Here is a 16,000-nt window from a genome sequence, read left to right as displayed (position 1 = left end):
CGCCGCAGCAGCACCCCGTACCCCACCGCCGCCACCGTGCCGACCGCCGCGCAGCCGGCCCACAGCGCGTTGGCGCCGTAGTGGTCGATGACCGTGCCGCCCAGCAGCGGGGCGGTCAGCGAGGCGACCGACCAGGAGAGGGCGTACATGCCCTGGTAGCGCCCGCGTCCGTGCACCGGGGACAGCCGCACCACCAGCCCCATCTGGGTGGGGGAGTTGATGATCTCGCCGAGCGTCCAGACGGCGACCGCGACCGCGTACAGGGCGACCGACCCGGCCAGCGCCGTCAGCCCGAAGCCGTAGCCCGCCAGCAGCGCCGAACCGATCAGCAGCAGCGCCGGGCTGCGGTGCTCGATGAACCGGGTGACCGGGATCTGGAGCAGCACGATCAGCACCCCGTTGACCGCGATGACCGCCCCGAAGTCCGCGCTGGAGAAGCCGTCCCGGCCCATCGCCACCGGCATCGAGACGTACGCCTGCTGGAAGATCAGCGCCAGCAGCAGATTCAGCCCGACGACGGTCATGAAACGGCCGTCGCGCAGCACCGTCAGCATCGAGACCCGCTCCGGGCCGCCCCCGTTCCCGCCCCCGGCCGCGTCCGCCGGCGCGTCCCCGGGCCCGCCCGCCTCCTGGGGGCGCGACTCCGGCAGTTTGACGAAGACCACCACCGCGCAGGCCAGAACGAGCGCGGCCTCGCCCAGGAAGAGCGCCAGATAGCCGTGTTGGGCGATCAGCCCGGCGGCCGTCGAGGAGACCGCGAAACCGAGGTTGATCGCCCAGTAGTTGAGCGAGAAGGCCCGGACGCGGTCCTCCGGCGCGACGATATCGGCCATCATCGCCTGCACGGCGGGCCGCGAGGCGTTGCTCGCCATCCCGACCAGGCAGGCCACCGCCGCGATCGCCACCGGATCGGTCATGAAGCCCAGCAGCGCCACCGACGCCGCCGTCGACAGCTGCGAGATCAGCAGCGTCGGTCGCCGCCCGAGCCGGTCGGCGAGCACCCCGCCGCCGACCGACGAGACCACCCCGCCCAGCCCGTACAGCGCCCCGACCAGGCCCGCGTACGACGCCGAGTACCCGCGCTCCACGGTGAGGTAGAGGGCGAGGAAGGTGGCCACGAACGAGCCCAGCCGGTTGATCAGCGTGCTGGTCCACAGCCACCAGAACTGCCGGGGCAGCCCGGACACGCTCCGCACCGCGGCCCGCCGCAGCCGGCCCGCGGCCCCGGGCCGCCCTCCGGACGTCGACGCAAACATGACAACAACTCCCCCCGACACAAGGCAACCGACGCGACCGAAGAACCCACCCGACGCGACCGGACAACCCAACCGACGCGACCGAAGAACCCAACCGATGTAAGTGGCGAACCCACCAAGCGCAACCTACATACCGACGGGTCACCCCGCCACTCGATTGACGGGAATCGTCAACTGTCGGCGCACCCGGAGATCACGGGTCCGCGCAGGTGGCGGGCGTGCGCGAAGTCACCCCGGGCCGTCGATTACGCTCGACGCCATGGCCACCGACGCACCGTACAAGCTGATCCTGCTCCGCCACGGCGAGAGCGAGTGGAACGCGAAGAACCTGTTCACCGGCTGGGTGGACGTCAACCTCAACGACAAGGGCGAGAAGGAGGCGGTCCGCGGCGGAGAGCTGCTCAAGGAGGCCGGCCTGCTCCCCGACGTCGTGCACACCTCCCTCCAGAAGCGCGCCATCCGCACCGCGCAGCTGGCCCTGGAGGCGGCCGACCGCCACTGGATCCCGGTCCACCGCAGCTGGCGGCTGAACGAGCGCCACTACGGCGCGCTGCAGGGCAAGGACAAGGCGCAGACCCTGGCCGAGTTCGGCGAGGAGCAGTTCATGCTCTGGCGCCGCTCGTACGACACCCCGCCGCCCGCGCTCGACCGCGACGCGGAGTTCTCGCAGTTCGCCGACCCCCGTTACACGGACCTGCCGCCGGAGCTGCGCCCGCGGACCGAGTGCCTCAAGGACGTCGTCATCCGCATGCTGCCGTACTGGTACGACGGCATCGTCCCGGACCTCAAGGCCGGCAAGACGGTCCTGGTCGCGGCCCACGGCAACAGCCTCCGCGCGCTGGTCAAGCACCTCGACGGCATCTCCGACGCCGACATCGCCGGCCTGAACATCCCCACCGGCATCCCGCTCTCCTACGAGCTCGACGCCGACTTCAAGCCGGTCCGCGCCGGCGGCACCTACCTCGACCCGGAGGCCGCCGCCGCCGCCATCGAGGCCGTGAAGAACCAGGGCAAGAAGAAGTAACCCCCGCCCCGGACACGCCCGCGGCCCCGCCCGCCCGATCGTGTGGGTCGGGCGGGCGGGGCCGCGGTGTCACCGGTGCCGCGCCGGGTGGGTGCGGGGCCGGTGGACGGGTTGTCGCCGCGGGGGCGGGAGGTTCAGCAGCTGCCGCCGCACTGGCAGGGGCCGCCGGACTGGCAGCCGCAGCCGCAGCCGGGGCCGCAGCTGCACCCGCTCAGGAGCGGGAGCAGCGGCCGGTCGCCGGCCGTCGTCTCGTTCCGGGTCGCGCGGTTCGGAGAGTCCGCTTTGAGTGCCATGTATGCGCCTCCTAGGGGTCACCTGGTGCTTATTGCAAGCCCGGGCGCACAGGCGCGTCAACGGCGCGTGGGCGCACGTTACGCGCCCTCCACCGCCGTCGGCGGGGCGATCTCGTCGGCGTGCTCGCCGGTGACCAGGTAGACCACGCGCTTGGCCACCGAGACCGCGTGGTCCGCGAACCGCTCGTAATAACGGCCCAGCAGGGTCACGTCCACGGCCGTCTCGATGCCGTGCTTCCAGCGGTCGTCCATCAGGTGCTGGAAGAGCGTGCGGTGCAGCATGTCCATGGCGTCGTCGTCCTGCTCCAGCTGGAGCGCGAGGTCCACGTCCTTGGTGATGATGACCTCGCCGGCCTTCGCCATCAGGCGCTGCGCCAGCTGCCCCATCTCCAGGATCGTGGCGTGCAGATCGCGCGGCACCGCCCGGTCCGGGAACCGCAGCCGGGCCAGCTTGGCGACGTGTTGCGCGAGGTCGCCGGAGCGCTCCAGGTCGGCGCTCATCCGCAGCGAGGTGACGACGATCCGCAGGTCGGTGGCGACCGGCTGCTGGCGGGCCAGCAGGGCTATCGCCCGCGCCTCCAGATCGCGCTGGAGGTCGTCCACCTTCTCGTCGGCGGCGATGACGTTTTCGGCCAGCTTCAGGTCCGCGTCGAGTATCGCCGTGGTGGCGCGCCCGATCGCGGAGCCGACGAGCCGGGCCATCTCGACCAGGCCCTCGCTGATCGAGTCCAGCTCCTCGTGGTACGCGTCCCGCATCAGTGACCTTCTCTCGCTTCGAGGGTTCGGGTGCTCCCGGGGCCGGGGGTGCCGGCGCCGGGGAGGGTGCGTGGGGTGGGTGCGGTGGCCGTCGCGCCTACGCTCCCACGGACCGGCCGCCGGCGGGCCCCGCACGCCCACTGTGCGGCCGGATCGCGACCTGCGGGGCCACCGGAGGTGAACCGGCGGGGGCCTGGAGGTGAACTCTGGGCGTCCCCGCCGCGGCCGCCCGGGCCCCCGCCCGGCCCGCCCGGCGCGGCCGGTGAACCGTCACCGACGCCTCGGTGAACTCTGGGCGAAGGGTGTCCGACCAGCGGCTCCGGACGCTGGGGGAGTGTCGGACCCGGCACATACTCTGGATTCATGAACGTGGACGCGGCCGTCGCCGCCATGGCAGCGCTCGCCGGTCTGTGCACCGGCGTCTTCGCCATGCTGGCGTTCCGCTGGAGCGAGCGGGACCAGGTCAAGCCCACCCGCACGTCCCTGCACACCGAAGCCGTCCTGCCGCCCGGAGTCGACACCGTCCTGTCCGTGCTGCGCTCCTCCGCCGTCGTCCTGGACGAGGCCGACACGGTCGTCAAGGCCAGCTCCGCGGCGTACGCGCTCGGGCTGGTCCGCGGCGGCCGGCTCGCCGTCGAGCCGATGCTCCAGATGGCCCGCGACACCCGCCGCGACGGCGAGATACGCCAGGTCGAGCTGGATCTGCCGCGGCGCGGCACCGGCCGCGGCGGCGACGCCCTGGCGGTCTCCGCCCGGGTCGCACCGCTCGGCTCCCGGCTGGTCCTGCTGCTGGTCGAGGACCTCACCGAGGCCCGCCGCATCGAGGCCGTCCGCCGCGACTTCGTGGCGAACGTCAGCCATGAGCTCAAGACGCCGGTCGGCGCGCTCTCGCTGCTCTCCGAGGCCGTCATGGACGCCAGCGACGACCCCGAGGCGGTCACCCGCTTCGCCGGCCGCATGCAGAACGAGGCCACCCGCCTGACCAACCTCGTCCAGGAACTGATCGACCTCTCCCGGGTGCAGAACGACGACCCGCTGGAGGACGCCGAGCCGGTCGCGGTGGACGAGCTGGTCGCCGAGGCGGTCGACCGCTGCCGCCAGCAGGCCGGCACCAAGCAGATCACCATCGCCCACTCCACCGGCGGCCCGGACGGCGCGGCCCCGGCCGGCCTGCACGTCTGGGGCAACCGCGGCCAGCTCGCCGCCGCCCTCGGCAATCTCGTCGAGAACGCCGTCAACTACTCCCCGGCGCGCACCCGCGTCGGGATATCCGCCCGCCGGGTCCCCTCGCCCGGCGGCGACTTGATCGAGATCGCGGTGACCGACCAGGGCATCGGGATATCCGAAAAGGACCGGGACCGCATCTTCGAGCGGTTCTACCGCGTGGACCCGGCGCGCTCGCGCGCCACCGGCGGGACCGGCCTCGGCCTCGCCATCGTCAAGCACGTGGCCGCCTCGCACGGCGGGGAGGTCACGGTGTGGAGCGCCGAGGGACAGGGCTCCACCTTCACCCTGCGTCTCCCGGAAGCCGGGGCCGTACGCGACCGCGAACGGCCCTCGGACCTGACCGCGGAGGGCCTCGACGACGAGGACCGCCCGTACGAGACCTTCACCGATCCGCTGCCAGCTCACCCAGCCCCGGAGGTCCTTCCGTGACCCGAGTGCTCGTTGTCGAGGACGAGGAATCGTTCAGCGACGCACTGTCGTACATGCTCCGCAAGGAGGGCTTCGAGGTCGCCGTCGCGGCGACCGGCCCCGACGGCCTGGACGAGTTCGAGCGCAACGGCGCCGACCTCGTCCTGCTGGACCTCATGCTCCCCGGCCTGCCCGGCACCGAGGTCTGCCGCCAGCTGCGCGGCCGCTCCAACGTCCCCGTCATCATGGTGACCGCCAAGGACAGCGAGATCGACAAGGTCGTCGGTCTCGAAATAGGCGCCGACGACTACGTCACCAAGCCCTTCTCGTCCCGGGAGCTGGTCGCCCGGATCCGGGCCGTGCTGCGCCGCCGCGGCGAGCCGGAGGAGGTCGCCCCGCAGGCCCTGGAGGCCGGCCCGGTCCGGATGGACGTGGACCGCCACGTCGTCACGGTCTCCGGCGGCAAGGTCGACCTGCCGCTGAAGGAGTTCGACCTCCTGGAGATGCTGCTGCGCAACGCCGGCCGGGTGCTGACCCGGATGCAGCTGATCGACCGGGTCTGGGGCGCCGACTACGTGGGCGACACCAAGACCCTCGACGTCCATGTGAAGCGGCTGCGCGCCAAGATCGAGCCGGACCCGGGCGCCCCGCGCTATCTGGTGACGGTCCGCGGCCTGGGGTACAAGTTCGAGCCGTAGGCCGACAGGCCGCGTAGGCCGCGCTGATCGGCAGACCGCCGCGCCCCGGTACGTACGCGGCGCAAGGGGCGCCCCTCCCGACCGGGAGAGGCGCCCCTTGCGCTGTTTCTGCGTCTGCCGGGGTGTCCGCCCGGCAGACCGGGCGGCTCAGTGGCCGGCGTGCGCGGACTCCGAGGGCTTGCCCGAGGACGACGGGGAGCCGGACGGCGCGCCCGGCGTGCCGCTCGCGGAGGTGGAGGGCTGCGGCGCCTGGGACGGGCCGTAGCTCTCGAAGATGTTCTTCGCCGGGACGACGTAGGCGTTCAGCTTGACCTTGCCGGTGGAGCTGAAGCTGAAGGTCAGCGGCTGGACGTTGCCGTCCTGGACGGCCTCCCGGCCGCTCTCCAGCAGGGCGTTGGCGTTGCCCTTGCCGCCGATGACGACCGAGCCGCCGGCCGGCACGGTGATCTTCCCGGACAGCTTGGCCGACTGGCCGGTGCCGTCGACCGAGATCCCGGTCAGCTGCTGGTCCTTGGTGCCGGAGTTGAAGACCGTCGCGGTGATCGCGGCCGGGCCCTTGGCGTTGACGTCGGGCTGGGTGACGACATTGGCGTTCTGGACCTTGATGTCGCCGACGCTGGTCTCGGCGTTGTCCGGCTTGACCTCCAGCGTCTGGGCGTCGCTCCCGGCACCGCACGCGGAAAGGGTGGCGATCGAGAGCGTAAGGACGGTGGCGGCGAGGACGCCGCGTCGAAGGCTGCGGCTCACGGCGGCGGCATCTCCTTGACGAGCTACGGCGGCCGAACGTTCGTGCCCGGTCGCGGATGGACGGCTGAGGGCGGACTCGCGTACGCGTCACGGCGACGGGCACGTAAAGCCGCCCTAAGGGTGGGTCAGCGCCGCTAGGTTACCGAGCCGCCCTCGCGGTGCCGCACCCGACCCGCCCCCTGGGCGATCACGCGCCCGCAGCCGGCGCCGCCCGCCCCGCCGGCGCGCGGACCCGCCGACCGCCCCGGACCCTCCCGCCCGCCATTTCCCGATACGCGGCCCACCCCGATCCCGGCGGATCTCCCCGCCCATCTCGCCGTTCCTCTCCCCGCCGATCTCCGGCAGAACTGGGTGGCATATTCGGCACGCGGCTGTTCGAGTGGCGCCCGGCCTGTTTCCGCCGGTGAAAAGCGGTATTCACAAGGAATGCACAAGGCACCCGGAATTGATCACACACCGCCGCGCGGAGCGGTTGATCAATTCCGGGAATCACCCCCGGACGGCCACCGAGCGTCCGAACGGAGTAGCGGAACTCGCTCAAGCGGATCGGTGCAAACCGGGACATTCACCCCATTGATCATTGTGTTTCCGGCGCTCTGCGGGCGGCTTTCCGTTCGCCCGCGAAGCGCCTCCGACCTGCGAATACCTGCTCCGCGGGGCCCCTCGCAGCACGTCCCGGCCGCTGTTGTCAAGCCCCGAGATATGCCCTGACCTGCGAAAACGCCATTCAGAACGGCCCGTTCCCGTGTTAGCATGGATAGCCACGGAAGGGGTACCTGTCACATGACGTTCAAGGTTGGCGACACCGTGGTCTATCCCCATCACGGGGCCGCGCTGATCGAGGCCATCGAAACTCGCCAGATCAAAGGCGTGGACAAGACCTACTTGGTGCTGAAGGTCGCCCAGGGCGACTTGACTGTTCGTGTGCCAGCGGACAATGCGGAGTTCGTCGGCGTACGCGACGTGGTTGGTCAGGACGGGCTGGACCGGGTCTTCGAGGTGCTCCGCGCACCGTACGCCGAAGAGCCGACGAACTGGTCCCGGCGCTACAAGGCAAATCTCGAGAAGCTCGCTTCCGGCGACGTGATCAAGGTCGCCGAGGTCGTCCGCGACCTCTGGCGGCGTGAGCGCGAGCGCGGTCTGTCCGCAGGTGAGAAGAGGATGCTCGCCAAGGCCCGCCAGATCCTGGTGAGCGAGCTCGCCCTCGCGGAGAACACCAACGAGGACAAGGCCGAGGCCCTGCTCGACGAGGTCCTCGCGTCCTGACGACGCGCACGCCGGCCGCGCCGCATCAGCGGTGTGCCGCCGCCGAGTGTGCGACACCGTAGACGACGCAGCAGCAATGCCGCGGTGCCCGAGTGACGACCGTCCCCAGCGGAGGGTCTGTTGCCGGGCGCTGCGGCATATCTGCTGTGGCATATCCGCGGATGGTGCGCGTACGTGAAAAGGCCGCCGTGCCGATCCGGCGGCTTCCCCGGTGAAGCCGGCCGGGCTCCGGTGGGGCCCTTGGTGGCGTGCCGGGCCCGGGCTCGCCGCCCGACCGGCGTCACGGAAGGGTTCCGGTCAGGGCGTGGCGCCCGGCACTCCTCCAGGCCATACCCACCCCGCCCGAGGAAACAAACCTGTCTGCCCCAATTCCGGGCCCGCCCGGACTTTCGGAGCCATCGATGTCAGAACCCTCCCGCCCGGCCCGTACCGCGGCGGTCATCCCCGCCGCCGGCCGCGGCGTCCGGCTCGGCCCCGGCACCCCCAAGGCGCTGCGCACCCTGGGCGGCACCCCGATGCTGGTCCACGCGGTCCGTGCGATGGCCGCCTCGCGCGCCGTCACCCATATCGTCGTGGTCGCCCCGCCGGACGGCCCGGACGAGGTCCGCCGGCTGCTCGACGCCCACCCGCTCGCCGACCGCACCGACCTGACCGTCGTCCCCGGCGGCGCCACCCGCCAGGAATCCGTCCGGCTCGGACTGGCGGCGCTCCCGGACGGCATCGAGGTGGTGCTGGTCCACGACGCGGCCCGCCCGCTGGTCCCCGTCGAGACCGTGGACGCGGTGATCGCCGCGGTCCGCGCCGGCGCCCCGGCCGTGGTCCCCGCGCTCCCGGTCACCGACACCGTCAAGCAGGTCGAGCCGCGCCCCCAGGGCATCCCGGAGCCGGTGACCGGCACCCCGGAGCGGGCGCTGCTGCGCGCCGTGCAGACCCCGCAGGGCTTCGACCTGCCGACGCTCCGCAGGGCCCACGAGGCCGTCGTCGAGGGCGAGGGCGCCACCGACGACGCCGGGCTGGTGGAGCGGCTCGGCGAGCCGGTGGTGCTCGTCCCGGGCCACGAGGAGGCGTTCAAGGTGACCCGGCCGCTGGACCTCGTCCTGGCCGAGGCCGTACTCGCCCGGAGGAGGGCCACCGATGGCTACGTCTGACGCGTCCGGGCGGCCCGCGCTCCCCGGCCTGCCGCTGGTCGGGATCGGCACCGACGTGCACGCCTTCGAACCGGGCCGCGAGCTGTGGTGCGCCGGACTGCTCTGGGACGCCGCGGAGAGCGGCGGCTACGGCCTGGCCGGGCACAGCGACGGCGACGTGGCCGCGCACGCCGCCTGCGACGCGCTGTTCTCCGCGGCCGGCGTCGGCGACCTCGGCGCGCACTTCGGCACCTCCCGCCCGGAGTGGTCCGGCGCCTCCGGGGTGACGCTGCTGGCCGAGGCGGCGCGGATCGTGCGCGCCGAGGGCTTCGCCATCGGCAATATCGCCGTACAGGTCATCGGCGTCCGGCCGAAGATCGGCAAGCGCCGGGACGAGGCGCAGCGGGCGCTGTCGGCGGCGGCCGGCGCGCCGGTGGCGGTCTCCGGCACCACGACCGACGGGCTGGGGCTGACCGGCCGGGCCGAGGGGCTGGCCGCGATCGCCACCGCCCTGGTGGTGCGCACCGGCTGAGCGCGGCGGCAAGGTGGCCTGAACTGGCCGTTCCCGCGCGTCGTTCCCCCGAACGGCCGTACCGCGGGGGAATGCCGCCGCCGCACGGGGCGTTGAGGAGCAAAGCTGGGTAGGTCTGGAAGGTCTGACCATCGCAAGCCACGCCATCGGACCGCACGCCACGCCATCGGCGCGCCACCGGTTCGGCCCGCGGGAAGGAACGTTCGTGACTGCACTGCTCTCCGACAAGCTCAAGGAGCTCCTCGACTCCCCGGTCTTCGTCACGGTCGCCACGATCCAGCCGGACGGCAGCCCGCAGCTGTCCCCGGTCTGGGTGAAGCGGGACGGCGAGGACCTGCTGATCTCCACGACCGTCGGCCGCCGCAAGGAGCGCAACCTCCGCCGCGACCCGCGTATTTCGGTCGTTCTCCAGCCGTTCGACGCCCCGTACACCTACGCCGAGATCCGCGGCGAGGCGATCGTGACCACCGAGGGCGGCCAGGAGCTGATCGACGAGCTGTCGCTGAAGTACACCGGCAAGAAGTACGCGGAGTTCAACGCCGACGCGGCCAACGACAACGAGCGGGTGGTGGTCCGGATCACCCCGCGGAAGGTCCTCGGCCGGCTCTGACCCCGCAGCGCCGGGCCGGAAATCCCGGCGAATCGGACGACTGTGACGCATCTGTGCCCCCATGTCCCATAGGGCATGGGGCACGGCCGCGTTCCGACTACCCTGTTCCCGTGACGATTCGCCTGTACGACACCAGCGCCCGGCAGATCCGTGATTTCACCCCGCTCCGCCCGGGCTGTGTCTCGATCTACCTCTGTGGCGCGACCGTGCAGGCCGCCCCGCACATCGGGCACATCCGGTCGGGACTGAACTTCGACATCATGCGCCGCTGGTTCGCCTACCGCGGCTACGACGTGACCTTCGTCCGCAATGTGACGGACATCGACGACAAGATCATCCAGAAGTCGGCCGAGCAGGGCCGCCCGTGGTGGGCGATCGGCTACGAGAACGAGGTCGCCTTCAACACGGCCTACGACACCCTCGGCTGCCTGCGCCCCACCTACGAGCCGCGCGCCACGGGCCACATCCCCGAGATGATCGAGATGATGCGCGGCCTGATCGAGCGCGGCCACGCCTACGCCGCCGACGGCAACGTCTACTTCGACGTCCGCTCGTTCCCGGAGTACCTCCAGCTCTCCAAGCAGGAGTTGGACAACCTCCGGCAGCCGTCCGGCGAGGGCGAGACCGGCAAGCGGGACCCGCGCGACTTCGCGATGTGGAAGGCCGCCAAGGAGGGCGAGCCCAGCTGGGAGACCCCCTGGGGCCGCGGCCGCCCGGGCTGGCACCTGGAGTGCTCGGCCATGGCCCACAAGTACCTGGGAACCGCCTTCGACATCCACGGCGGCGGCGTCGACCTGGTCTTCCCGCACCACGAGAACGAGATCGCGCAGGCCAAGGCGTTCGGCGACGACTTCGCCGCGTACTGGGCGCACAACGCCTGGGTGACGATGAGCGGCGAGAAGATGTCCAAGTCGCTCGGCAACTCCGTGCTGGTCTCGGAGATGGTCAAGCGCTGGCGCCCCATCGTCCTGCGCTACTACCTCGGCACCCCCCACTACCGCTCGATGATCGAGTACAGCGAGGACGCGCTGCGCGAGGCCGAGTCGGCGTTCGCCCGGATCGAGGGCTTCGTCCAGCGGGTGGTGGAGAAGGCCGGCGAGGCCGTCGCCCCCGCGGCGGAGGTCCCGCCGGCGTTCGCCGAGGCGATGGACGACGACCTCGGCGTCCCGCAGGCGCTGGCGATCGTGCACACCACCGTCCGCCAGGGCAACGCCGCGCTGACCGCCGACGACAAGGAAGCGGCCGTGGCCCGGCTGGCCGAGGTCCGCGCCATGCTGGGCGTGCTGGGCCTGGACCCGCTCGACGAGCGCTGGTCCGGCGGCGGCACGGACCGCGGCGAGGACCTGCACGGCGTCGTGGACTCCCTCGTCCGGCTCGTCCTGGAGCAGCGGCAGTCGGCCCGGGCCCGCAAGGACTACGCCACCGCCGACGCCATCCGCGACCAGCTCCAGCAGTCCGGCCTGAGCATCGAGGACACCCCCTCGGGCCCCCGCTGGTCGCTGTCCTGACACCCGGCCCCGGGGCACGTCCCGGGGCCGCGCACCCCCGGCCACCAGCCGGATTCGCCCTTCCCGGTGGCCGCGGGCGACACTTACGACCATACGTACGTACCCACTCCACGTCGCGAGACGTCGAGAGCAGTGAAGAAACAGGTGACCCATGGCCGGCAACAGCCAGCGCAGGAACCGCCGCACGTCGAACAAGAAGGGCGCTCAGGTCGGCAGTGGCGGTAAGCGGCGCCGGTCCCTGGAAGGCAAGGGCCCGACCCCGCCCGCGTCCGCGCGCAAGGGGCACGTCAAGAACCGCGTCGCCAACGCCAAGGCCAAGCAGGCCGCCGCCCGCCGGCCCGCGCCCCGCCGCGGCGGCCCCAAGGGCACCGCGGAGCTGGTCGTCGGCCGCAACCCCGTGGTCGAGGCGCTGCGCGAGGGCGTACCGGCGACGACGCTGTACGTCCAGCAGTTCATCGACAACGACGAGCGGGTCCGCGAGGCGCTCCAGCTCGCCACCGAGCGCGGGCTGAACATCATGGAGGCCCCGCGCCCCGAGCTGGACCGCATGACCAACGGCCTGAACCACCAGGGCCTGGTCGCGCAGATCCCGCCGTACGAGTACGCGCACCCGGAGGACCTCGCGGCGGCCGCCTTCGACGCCGCCGAGGACCCGCTGATCGTCGCCCTGGACGGCGTCACCGACCCGCGCAACCTCGGCGCCGTGGTCCGGTCGGTCTCCGCCTTCGGCGGGCACGGCGTGGTCGTCCCGGAGCGCCGGGCGGCCGGGATGACCGCCGGCGCCTGGAAGACCTCGGCGGGCACCGCGGCCCGTACGCCGGTGGCCCGCGCCACCAACCTCACCCGCGCCCTGGAGTCGTACCAGAAGGCCGGTCTGACGGTCGTCGGGCTGGCGGCGGACGGCGAGGTGGAGCTGCAGGACCTCCAGGTGCTGGACGGCCCGGTCGTCATCGTCGTCGGCAGCGAGGGCAAGGGCCTGTCGCGGCTGGTCGGCGAGACCTGCGACGTGCGGGTGCGGATCCCGATGCCGGGCGGCGCGGAGTCGCTGAACGCCGGTGTCGCGGCCGGTGTCGTCCTGTGGGAGGCGGCCCGCCGCCGCGGCTGACGGCCGCCGCCGGGCGTCCCCGGCACCCCGCCCCCGGCCGGGCCGGCCCGCGTGCCGCCCGGCCAGGGGCAGAGCGTCACCCTCCGTACGACCCCGCCGCATCCCGTGATCTTTTGACGGGTCTCGGACAGATCGGGCCGGTCAAGGCAGTGTCTTAACCGGGGGTCACTCGGTTAGATGAGCGTGGACACCAGAACACCCCGCACACCTACGGGGGGACGCTCGTCGGGCTTCGACGACGAGCCGGTCCTGAGCTCGGTCAAGGTGCCGTGCGATCCCGCGCAGGTCATCGTCAACCACGCCAGCTTCCGCGTCCAGCTCGCCGCGCCCGCGGCGGCCCGCCCGCTGGCCGAGACCGCGCGCGTCCCCGCCCTCCGCGGATCGCCGCCCAGACGCCGCACGCCCGTGGTCTGGAGCGGCCGCACCGGACCGGCCGGCACCGCCGGCGCCACCACCCAGCTCCTGCACGCCGTCCGCGACGCGGGCAACGGCCCGGACACCGCGCAGGCCGAGGACGTCGGCACCACCCAGGTCCTGCCCCGGGTCCGGCTCGGCGACTCCCCCGCCTCCACGGTCGTCGGCCAGCGCGGCCCCGCCGACGCCGAGGACACCCTCCCGCGCCCCACCCGCGCGATCCCCGCCCCGCTCGCCGTCCGCCGCTACGGCGACGCCGAGGACGGCCGCGACGACGACCGCTTCGAGGCCCGCGACCGCTACGACACCGGCTCCCGGCGCCGCGGCGGCGACAGCGTCCGGCACGCCTACTACCCCGGCCGCCGGATGAACCTCGGCGTGGTCCTCCTCCCGCTGCGGATCTTCCTCGGCCTGATCTCGGTCTACGCCGGGATGGGCAAGCTCTGCGACCCGGTCTACTTCGACGGCGGCCGGCGCGGCTCGATGGTCACCTGGCTGCTCTCCCTCAACCCCTGGGAACTGGCCGTCCCGCTGCGGGACTTCGCCGTCGGGCACCCGGTCGGCGCCGGGCTGACGGTGGCGTTCCTCCAGGTCGTGGTGGGCGTGCTGACGATCTGCGGACTGTGGCAGCGGGTCGCCGCGTCGTTCGGCGCGCTGCTCTCCGCCGCGCTGCTGATGACCGTCAGCTGGCGCACCGTCCCCGCCTACGACGCCCCCGACATCATCTACCTCGCCGCCTGGAGCCCGCTGATCATCGCCGGCGCCCCGGTCTACTCCATGGACGCCCGGCTCGCCGGCGAGGCGTGGCGGCGGCTCGGCCCGCGCGTCGAGCTCGGCGCGCTGCGCCGCCGGGTGCTGCGCCGCGGCGCCGTCATGACCACGATGGTGGTCGGGCTGACCCTGCTCATCGGCTCGCTGCTGGGCGGCGCCGTACGGACCGCGCGGGTGCCGACCGTACCGCGCCCCGGCGAGCCCGCGATCAACAACCTCCCCGGCTCGCCGCTGCCCACCCCGGGCCACCGCGCCCCCCGGCCGGGCCACCACACCCCCGGCCGCCACGGCACGCCCTCGACCAGCGCCTCCCAGAAGGCGCACACGCCGGGCACGCCGACCGCCTCGGCGCCCGGTACGCCGACGGCCGGCAGCCGCACCGGCGGCACCACCCGCCGCCCCGGGGCGACCACCAGCGCCCCGCAGCAGTCGGCGCCCAGCCGCGTCCCGCCCCGCAGCCAGACCCCCGCGGGCGGCTCCGGCGGCGGCACCACCGGCAGCTCGGGCAGCTCCAGCAGCGGCACCCCCGGGGGCGACTCGGGGCACGGCGGCACGTTGGGCGGGTTGCTGGGGTGAGGGGGCGGGGGCCCCGCTTCGTGGACCGGACGTAGCCGGACGTAGGGATGACGGCTGTGCCGCATCGCACCCTGGGGGAGGGTGGGGTGCGGCACAGGTGTGTGTGGCGGGGCTGGGGGCGCGCCTGAGAGGGCGGAGGGGTTAGGGCGGGGCTTGGGGCCCGTACCGTCAGGGACCCGCCGTAGGGCGCCCGTGGGGGGCTCTGCGGCTCCGGCCGCTCAACGCCCCTGCGCCGCCAGCTCCTTGGCCGCCTCCGTGAGGTCCTTGGCGGTGTCGATGGCGCGCCAGTAGGCGCCCTGGGGGAGCGGGTAGCCGGCCAGCCGGCGTTCCCGGGCCAGGCGCGGGAAGGTGGTGCGCTCGTGGTCGCCCCGGTCGGGCAGCAGCGCGGTGAAGGCCGCGGAGAAGACGTAGACGCCCGCGTTGATCAAGTACGGGGAGGGCGGCGCCTCGATGAAGTCGAGGACGTGGCCGAAGGCGTCGGTCTCGACGACGCCCCAGGGGATGCGCGGACGGGCCAGCGCCAGGGTGGCCGCGGCATCGCGCTCGTGGTGGAAGTCGGCCATCTCGCGGAGCGGGAAGCGGGTCCAGATGTCGCCGTTGGTGGCGTACCACGGCTCGTCCGGGCGGGGGAGGAAGCCGGCGGCGTACTTCAGGCCGCCGCCGCGGCCCAGCGGCTCGTTCTCGACAACGGTCGTGGCGCGCAAGGGGAGTTCGGTGCGGTCCAGCCACTCCTGGAGGACCTCGGCGAGGTGGCCGCAGGAGATCACGGCGTCGGTGACGCCCTGCTCGGCGAGCCAGGTCAGCTGATGGCCGATGATCGGGGTTCCGGTACCGGGAATCTCGACCATCGGCTTGGGTCGGTCATCGGTGTACGGGCGGAGACGCGAGCCCTGGCCACCGGCCAGGACCACGGCCTGCGTGGGGTGCGGGTGCGGAATGCCGGTCATGGTTCGCACCCTATGCGGTGCGAGCAGCGGTCACTGGGCGGCGGCCACGCCGGACGCGAAGGAGGTGTCGCACACCGGGCGGGAGAACGCCTGGGCGCGGTGCGCGGCCCCGTACTTGGCGACCGCGGCGCGGCCGAGGGCGCGGGCGATGGAGGCGCAGTGCTTGGCCAGCGAGGGCCGGGCGGTGGTGGCCTCCTGGAGGTGCGTCAGGGCGACACCGGGGTCCTTCTCCTGGAGTTCGACCAGGAGGCGGTCCCGGAGGGCGTCCTGGGCGCTCCGGGCGGTGCCGGCCTTGGTGGAGACCTTCCCCGAGGACGCGGCGAGCACCTGCGACTCGGCGGTCTTCGAGGACCACGGGACGCGGGTGACCGCGAGGGTCCCGGAGAGCACGAGGACGACGGGCAGGACGAGGGCGAGAGTTCGGCCGATACGGCGGGCTGCGGAGTTCACGTTCGCGATGGTAGCGAGCAGTGATGATTTGGCGACATTTGGTCACCTTATCGGGGGACGGAATGGCTCGTCGGTGCGGTTGTTGGGTTGACGCACTGGTACGAAAAGCCGCTTCCTGGGTGCGTTTTGCGGGGTTTCGGTGGGGATCGGCGGCGATCGGCGGGGCTCGGCCGCATTACCCCGTACCACCGCGGCGCCAAACGCCGCGATGAACGGGGCGGGGAGGGGAAGGGGAAGGGGCGGCCGGGGCGGCCCCGGCTCTCAGCCGCCCCGGCCGCCCCCCCC

The 16,000-nt window shown here is 72.9% G+C and carries 15 protein-coding genes; 10 read left to right on the top strand and 5 right to left on the bottom strand.

Translation table 11 applies throughout. From position 1 onward, the window contains the following. The coding region (locus tag ADL22_RS04685) for an MDR family MFS transporter (RefSeq protein WP_066974123.1) at positions 1-1,256 on the bottom strand (1,256 nt) is incomplete at its 3' end. A 259-nt stretch (positions 1,257-1,515) separates the two neighbouring features. On the opposite strand from ADL22_RS04685, the gene ADL22_RS04680 reads away from it, so the two are divergent. Beyond that, positions 1,516-2,280, top strand: a complete 765-nt coding sequence (locus ADL22_RS04680) for a phosphoglyceromutase (protein ID WP_066974122.1) — start codon at positions 1,516-1,518, stop codon at positions 2,278-2,280. A gap of 371 nt (positions 2,281-2,651) precedes the next feature. Here the strand turns inward: ADL22_RS04680 and phoU are convergent, their stop codons facing one another. Next, on the bottom strand, positions 2,652-3,329 hold the full coding sequence (gene phoU / locus ADL22_RS04675) for a phosphate signaling complex protein PhoU (protein WP_066974121.1): 678 nt from the start codon (positions 3,327-3,329) through the stop codon (positions 2,652-2,654). A 363-nt stretch (positions 3,330-3,692) separates the two neighbouring features. Between phoU and ADL22_RS04670 the strand changes: the two genes are divergently transcribed. Next, positions 3,693-4,985: a sensor histidine kinase gene (locus tag ADL22_RS04670; RefSeq protein WP_066974120.1), complete on the top strand. Its 1,293-nt coding sequence runs from the start codon at positions 3,693-3,695 to the stop codon at positions 4,983-4,985. Next, positions 4,982-5,662 (top strand): response regulator transcription factor, encoded by a 681-nt coding sequence (locus ADL22_RS04665; protein ID WP_016572018.1) that lies wholly within the window; start codon positions 4,982-4,984, stop codon positions 5,660-5,662. Before ADL22_RS04670 ends, ADL22_RS04665 begins: the two co-directional genes overlap by 4 nt. A 147-nt stretch (positions 5,663-5,809) precedes the next feature. Here ADL22_RS04665 and ADL22_RS04660 read toward each other — a convergent pair whose 3' ends face one another. Then, a complete protein-coding gene (locus tag ADL22_RS04660) occupies positions 5,810-6,409 on the bottom strand; it encodes a DUF461 domain-containing protein (RefSeq protein ID WP_066974119.1) in 600 nt (199 codons plus the stop codon). 783 nt (positions 6,410-7,192) lie between these two features. Here ADL22_RS04660 and ADL22_RS04655 point away from each other — a divergent pair. The 7 genes from ADL22_RS04655 (at position 7,193) to ADL22_RS04625 (ending at position 14,318) form a co-directional block, all read left to right on the top strand. After that, on the top strand, positions 7,193-7,675 hold the full coding sequence (locus ADL22_RS04655; protein WP_003953493.1) for a CarD family transcriptional regulator: 483 nt from the start codon (positions 7,193-7,195) through the stop codon (positions 7,673-7,675). 401 nt (positions 7,676-8,076) lie between these two features. Next, the gene (gene ispD, locus ADL22_RS04650; protein ID WP_066974118.1) at positions 8,077-8,823 is read left to right on the top strand and encodes a 2-C-methyl-D-erythritol 4-phosphate cytidylyltransferase; all 747 of its coding nucleotides are present in this window, start codon (positions 8,077-8,079) and stop codon (positions 8,821-8,823) included. Further along, the gene (gene ispF / locus ADL22_RS04645; protein WP_066974117.1) at positions 8,810-9,334 is read left to right on the top strand and encodes a 2-C-methyl-D-erythritol 2,4-cyclodiphosphate synthase; all 525 of its coding nucleotides are present in this window, start codon (positions 8,810-8,812) and stop codon (positions 9,332-9,334) included. The genes ispD and ispF overlap by 14 nt, the downstream gene beginning before the upstream one ends. 205 nt (positions 9,335-9,539) lie before the next feature. Next, on the top strand, positions 9,540-9,944 hold the full coding sequence (locus ADL22_RS04640; RefSeq protein WP_066974116.1) for a PPOX class F420-dependent oxidoreductase: 405 nt from the start codon (positions 9,540-9,542) through the stop codon (positions 9,942-9,944). 110 nt (positions 9,945-10,054) lie between these two features. Further along, positions 10,055-11,452, top strand: a complete 1,398-nt coding sequence (gene cysS / locus ADL22_RS04635; RefSeq protein ID WP_066974115.1) for a cysteine--tRNA ligase — start codon at positions 10,055-10,057, stop codon at positions 11,450-11,452. A gap of 151 nt (positions 11,453-11,603) precedes the next feature. Then, positions 11,604-12,557: a 23S rRNA (guanosine(2251)-2'-O)-methyltransferase RlmB gene (gene rlmB / locus ADL22_RS04630; protein ID WP_066974114.1), complete on the top strand. Its 954-nt coding sequence runs from the start codon at positions 11,604-11,606 to the stop codon at positions 12,555-12,557. 177 nt (positions 12,558-12,734) lie between these two features. After that, positions 12,735-14,318: a DoxX family protein gene (locus ADL22_RS04625; protein WP_199836214.1), complete on the top strand. Its 1,584-nt coding sequence runs from the start codon at positions 12,735-12,737 to the stop codon at positions 14,316-14,318. Between the two features lie 218 nt (positions 14,319-14,536). Here ADL22_RS04625 and ADL22_RS04620 read toward each other — a convergent pair whose 3' ends face one another. Both ADL22_RS04620 and ADL22_RS04615 read right to left on the bottom strand, forming a co-directional pair. Then, positions 14,537-15,265 (bottom strand): nucleotidyltransferase family protein, encoded by a 729-nt coding sequence (locus tag ADL22_RS04620; protein ID WP_066974112.1) that lies wholly within the window; start codon positions 15,263-15,265, stop codon positions 14,537-14,539. 30 nt (positions 15,266-15,295) lie between these two features. Then, a complete protein-coding gene (locus ADL22_RS04615) occupies positions 15,296-15,715 on the bottom strand; it encodes a hypothetical protein (protein WP_066974111.1) in 420 nt (139 codons plus the stop codon). Between the last annotated feature and the right edge of the window lie 285 nt (positions 15,716-16,000).

This window comes from Streptomyces sp. NRRL F-4489 (assembly GCF_001509485.1).
Lineage (GTDB): Bacteria > Actinomycetota > Actinomycetes > Streptomycetales > Streptomycetaceae > Streptomyces.
This window is presented reverse-complemented; position numbering and strand designations above follow the sequence as displayed.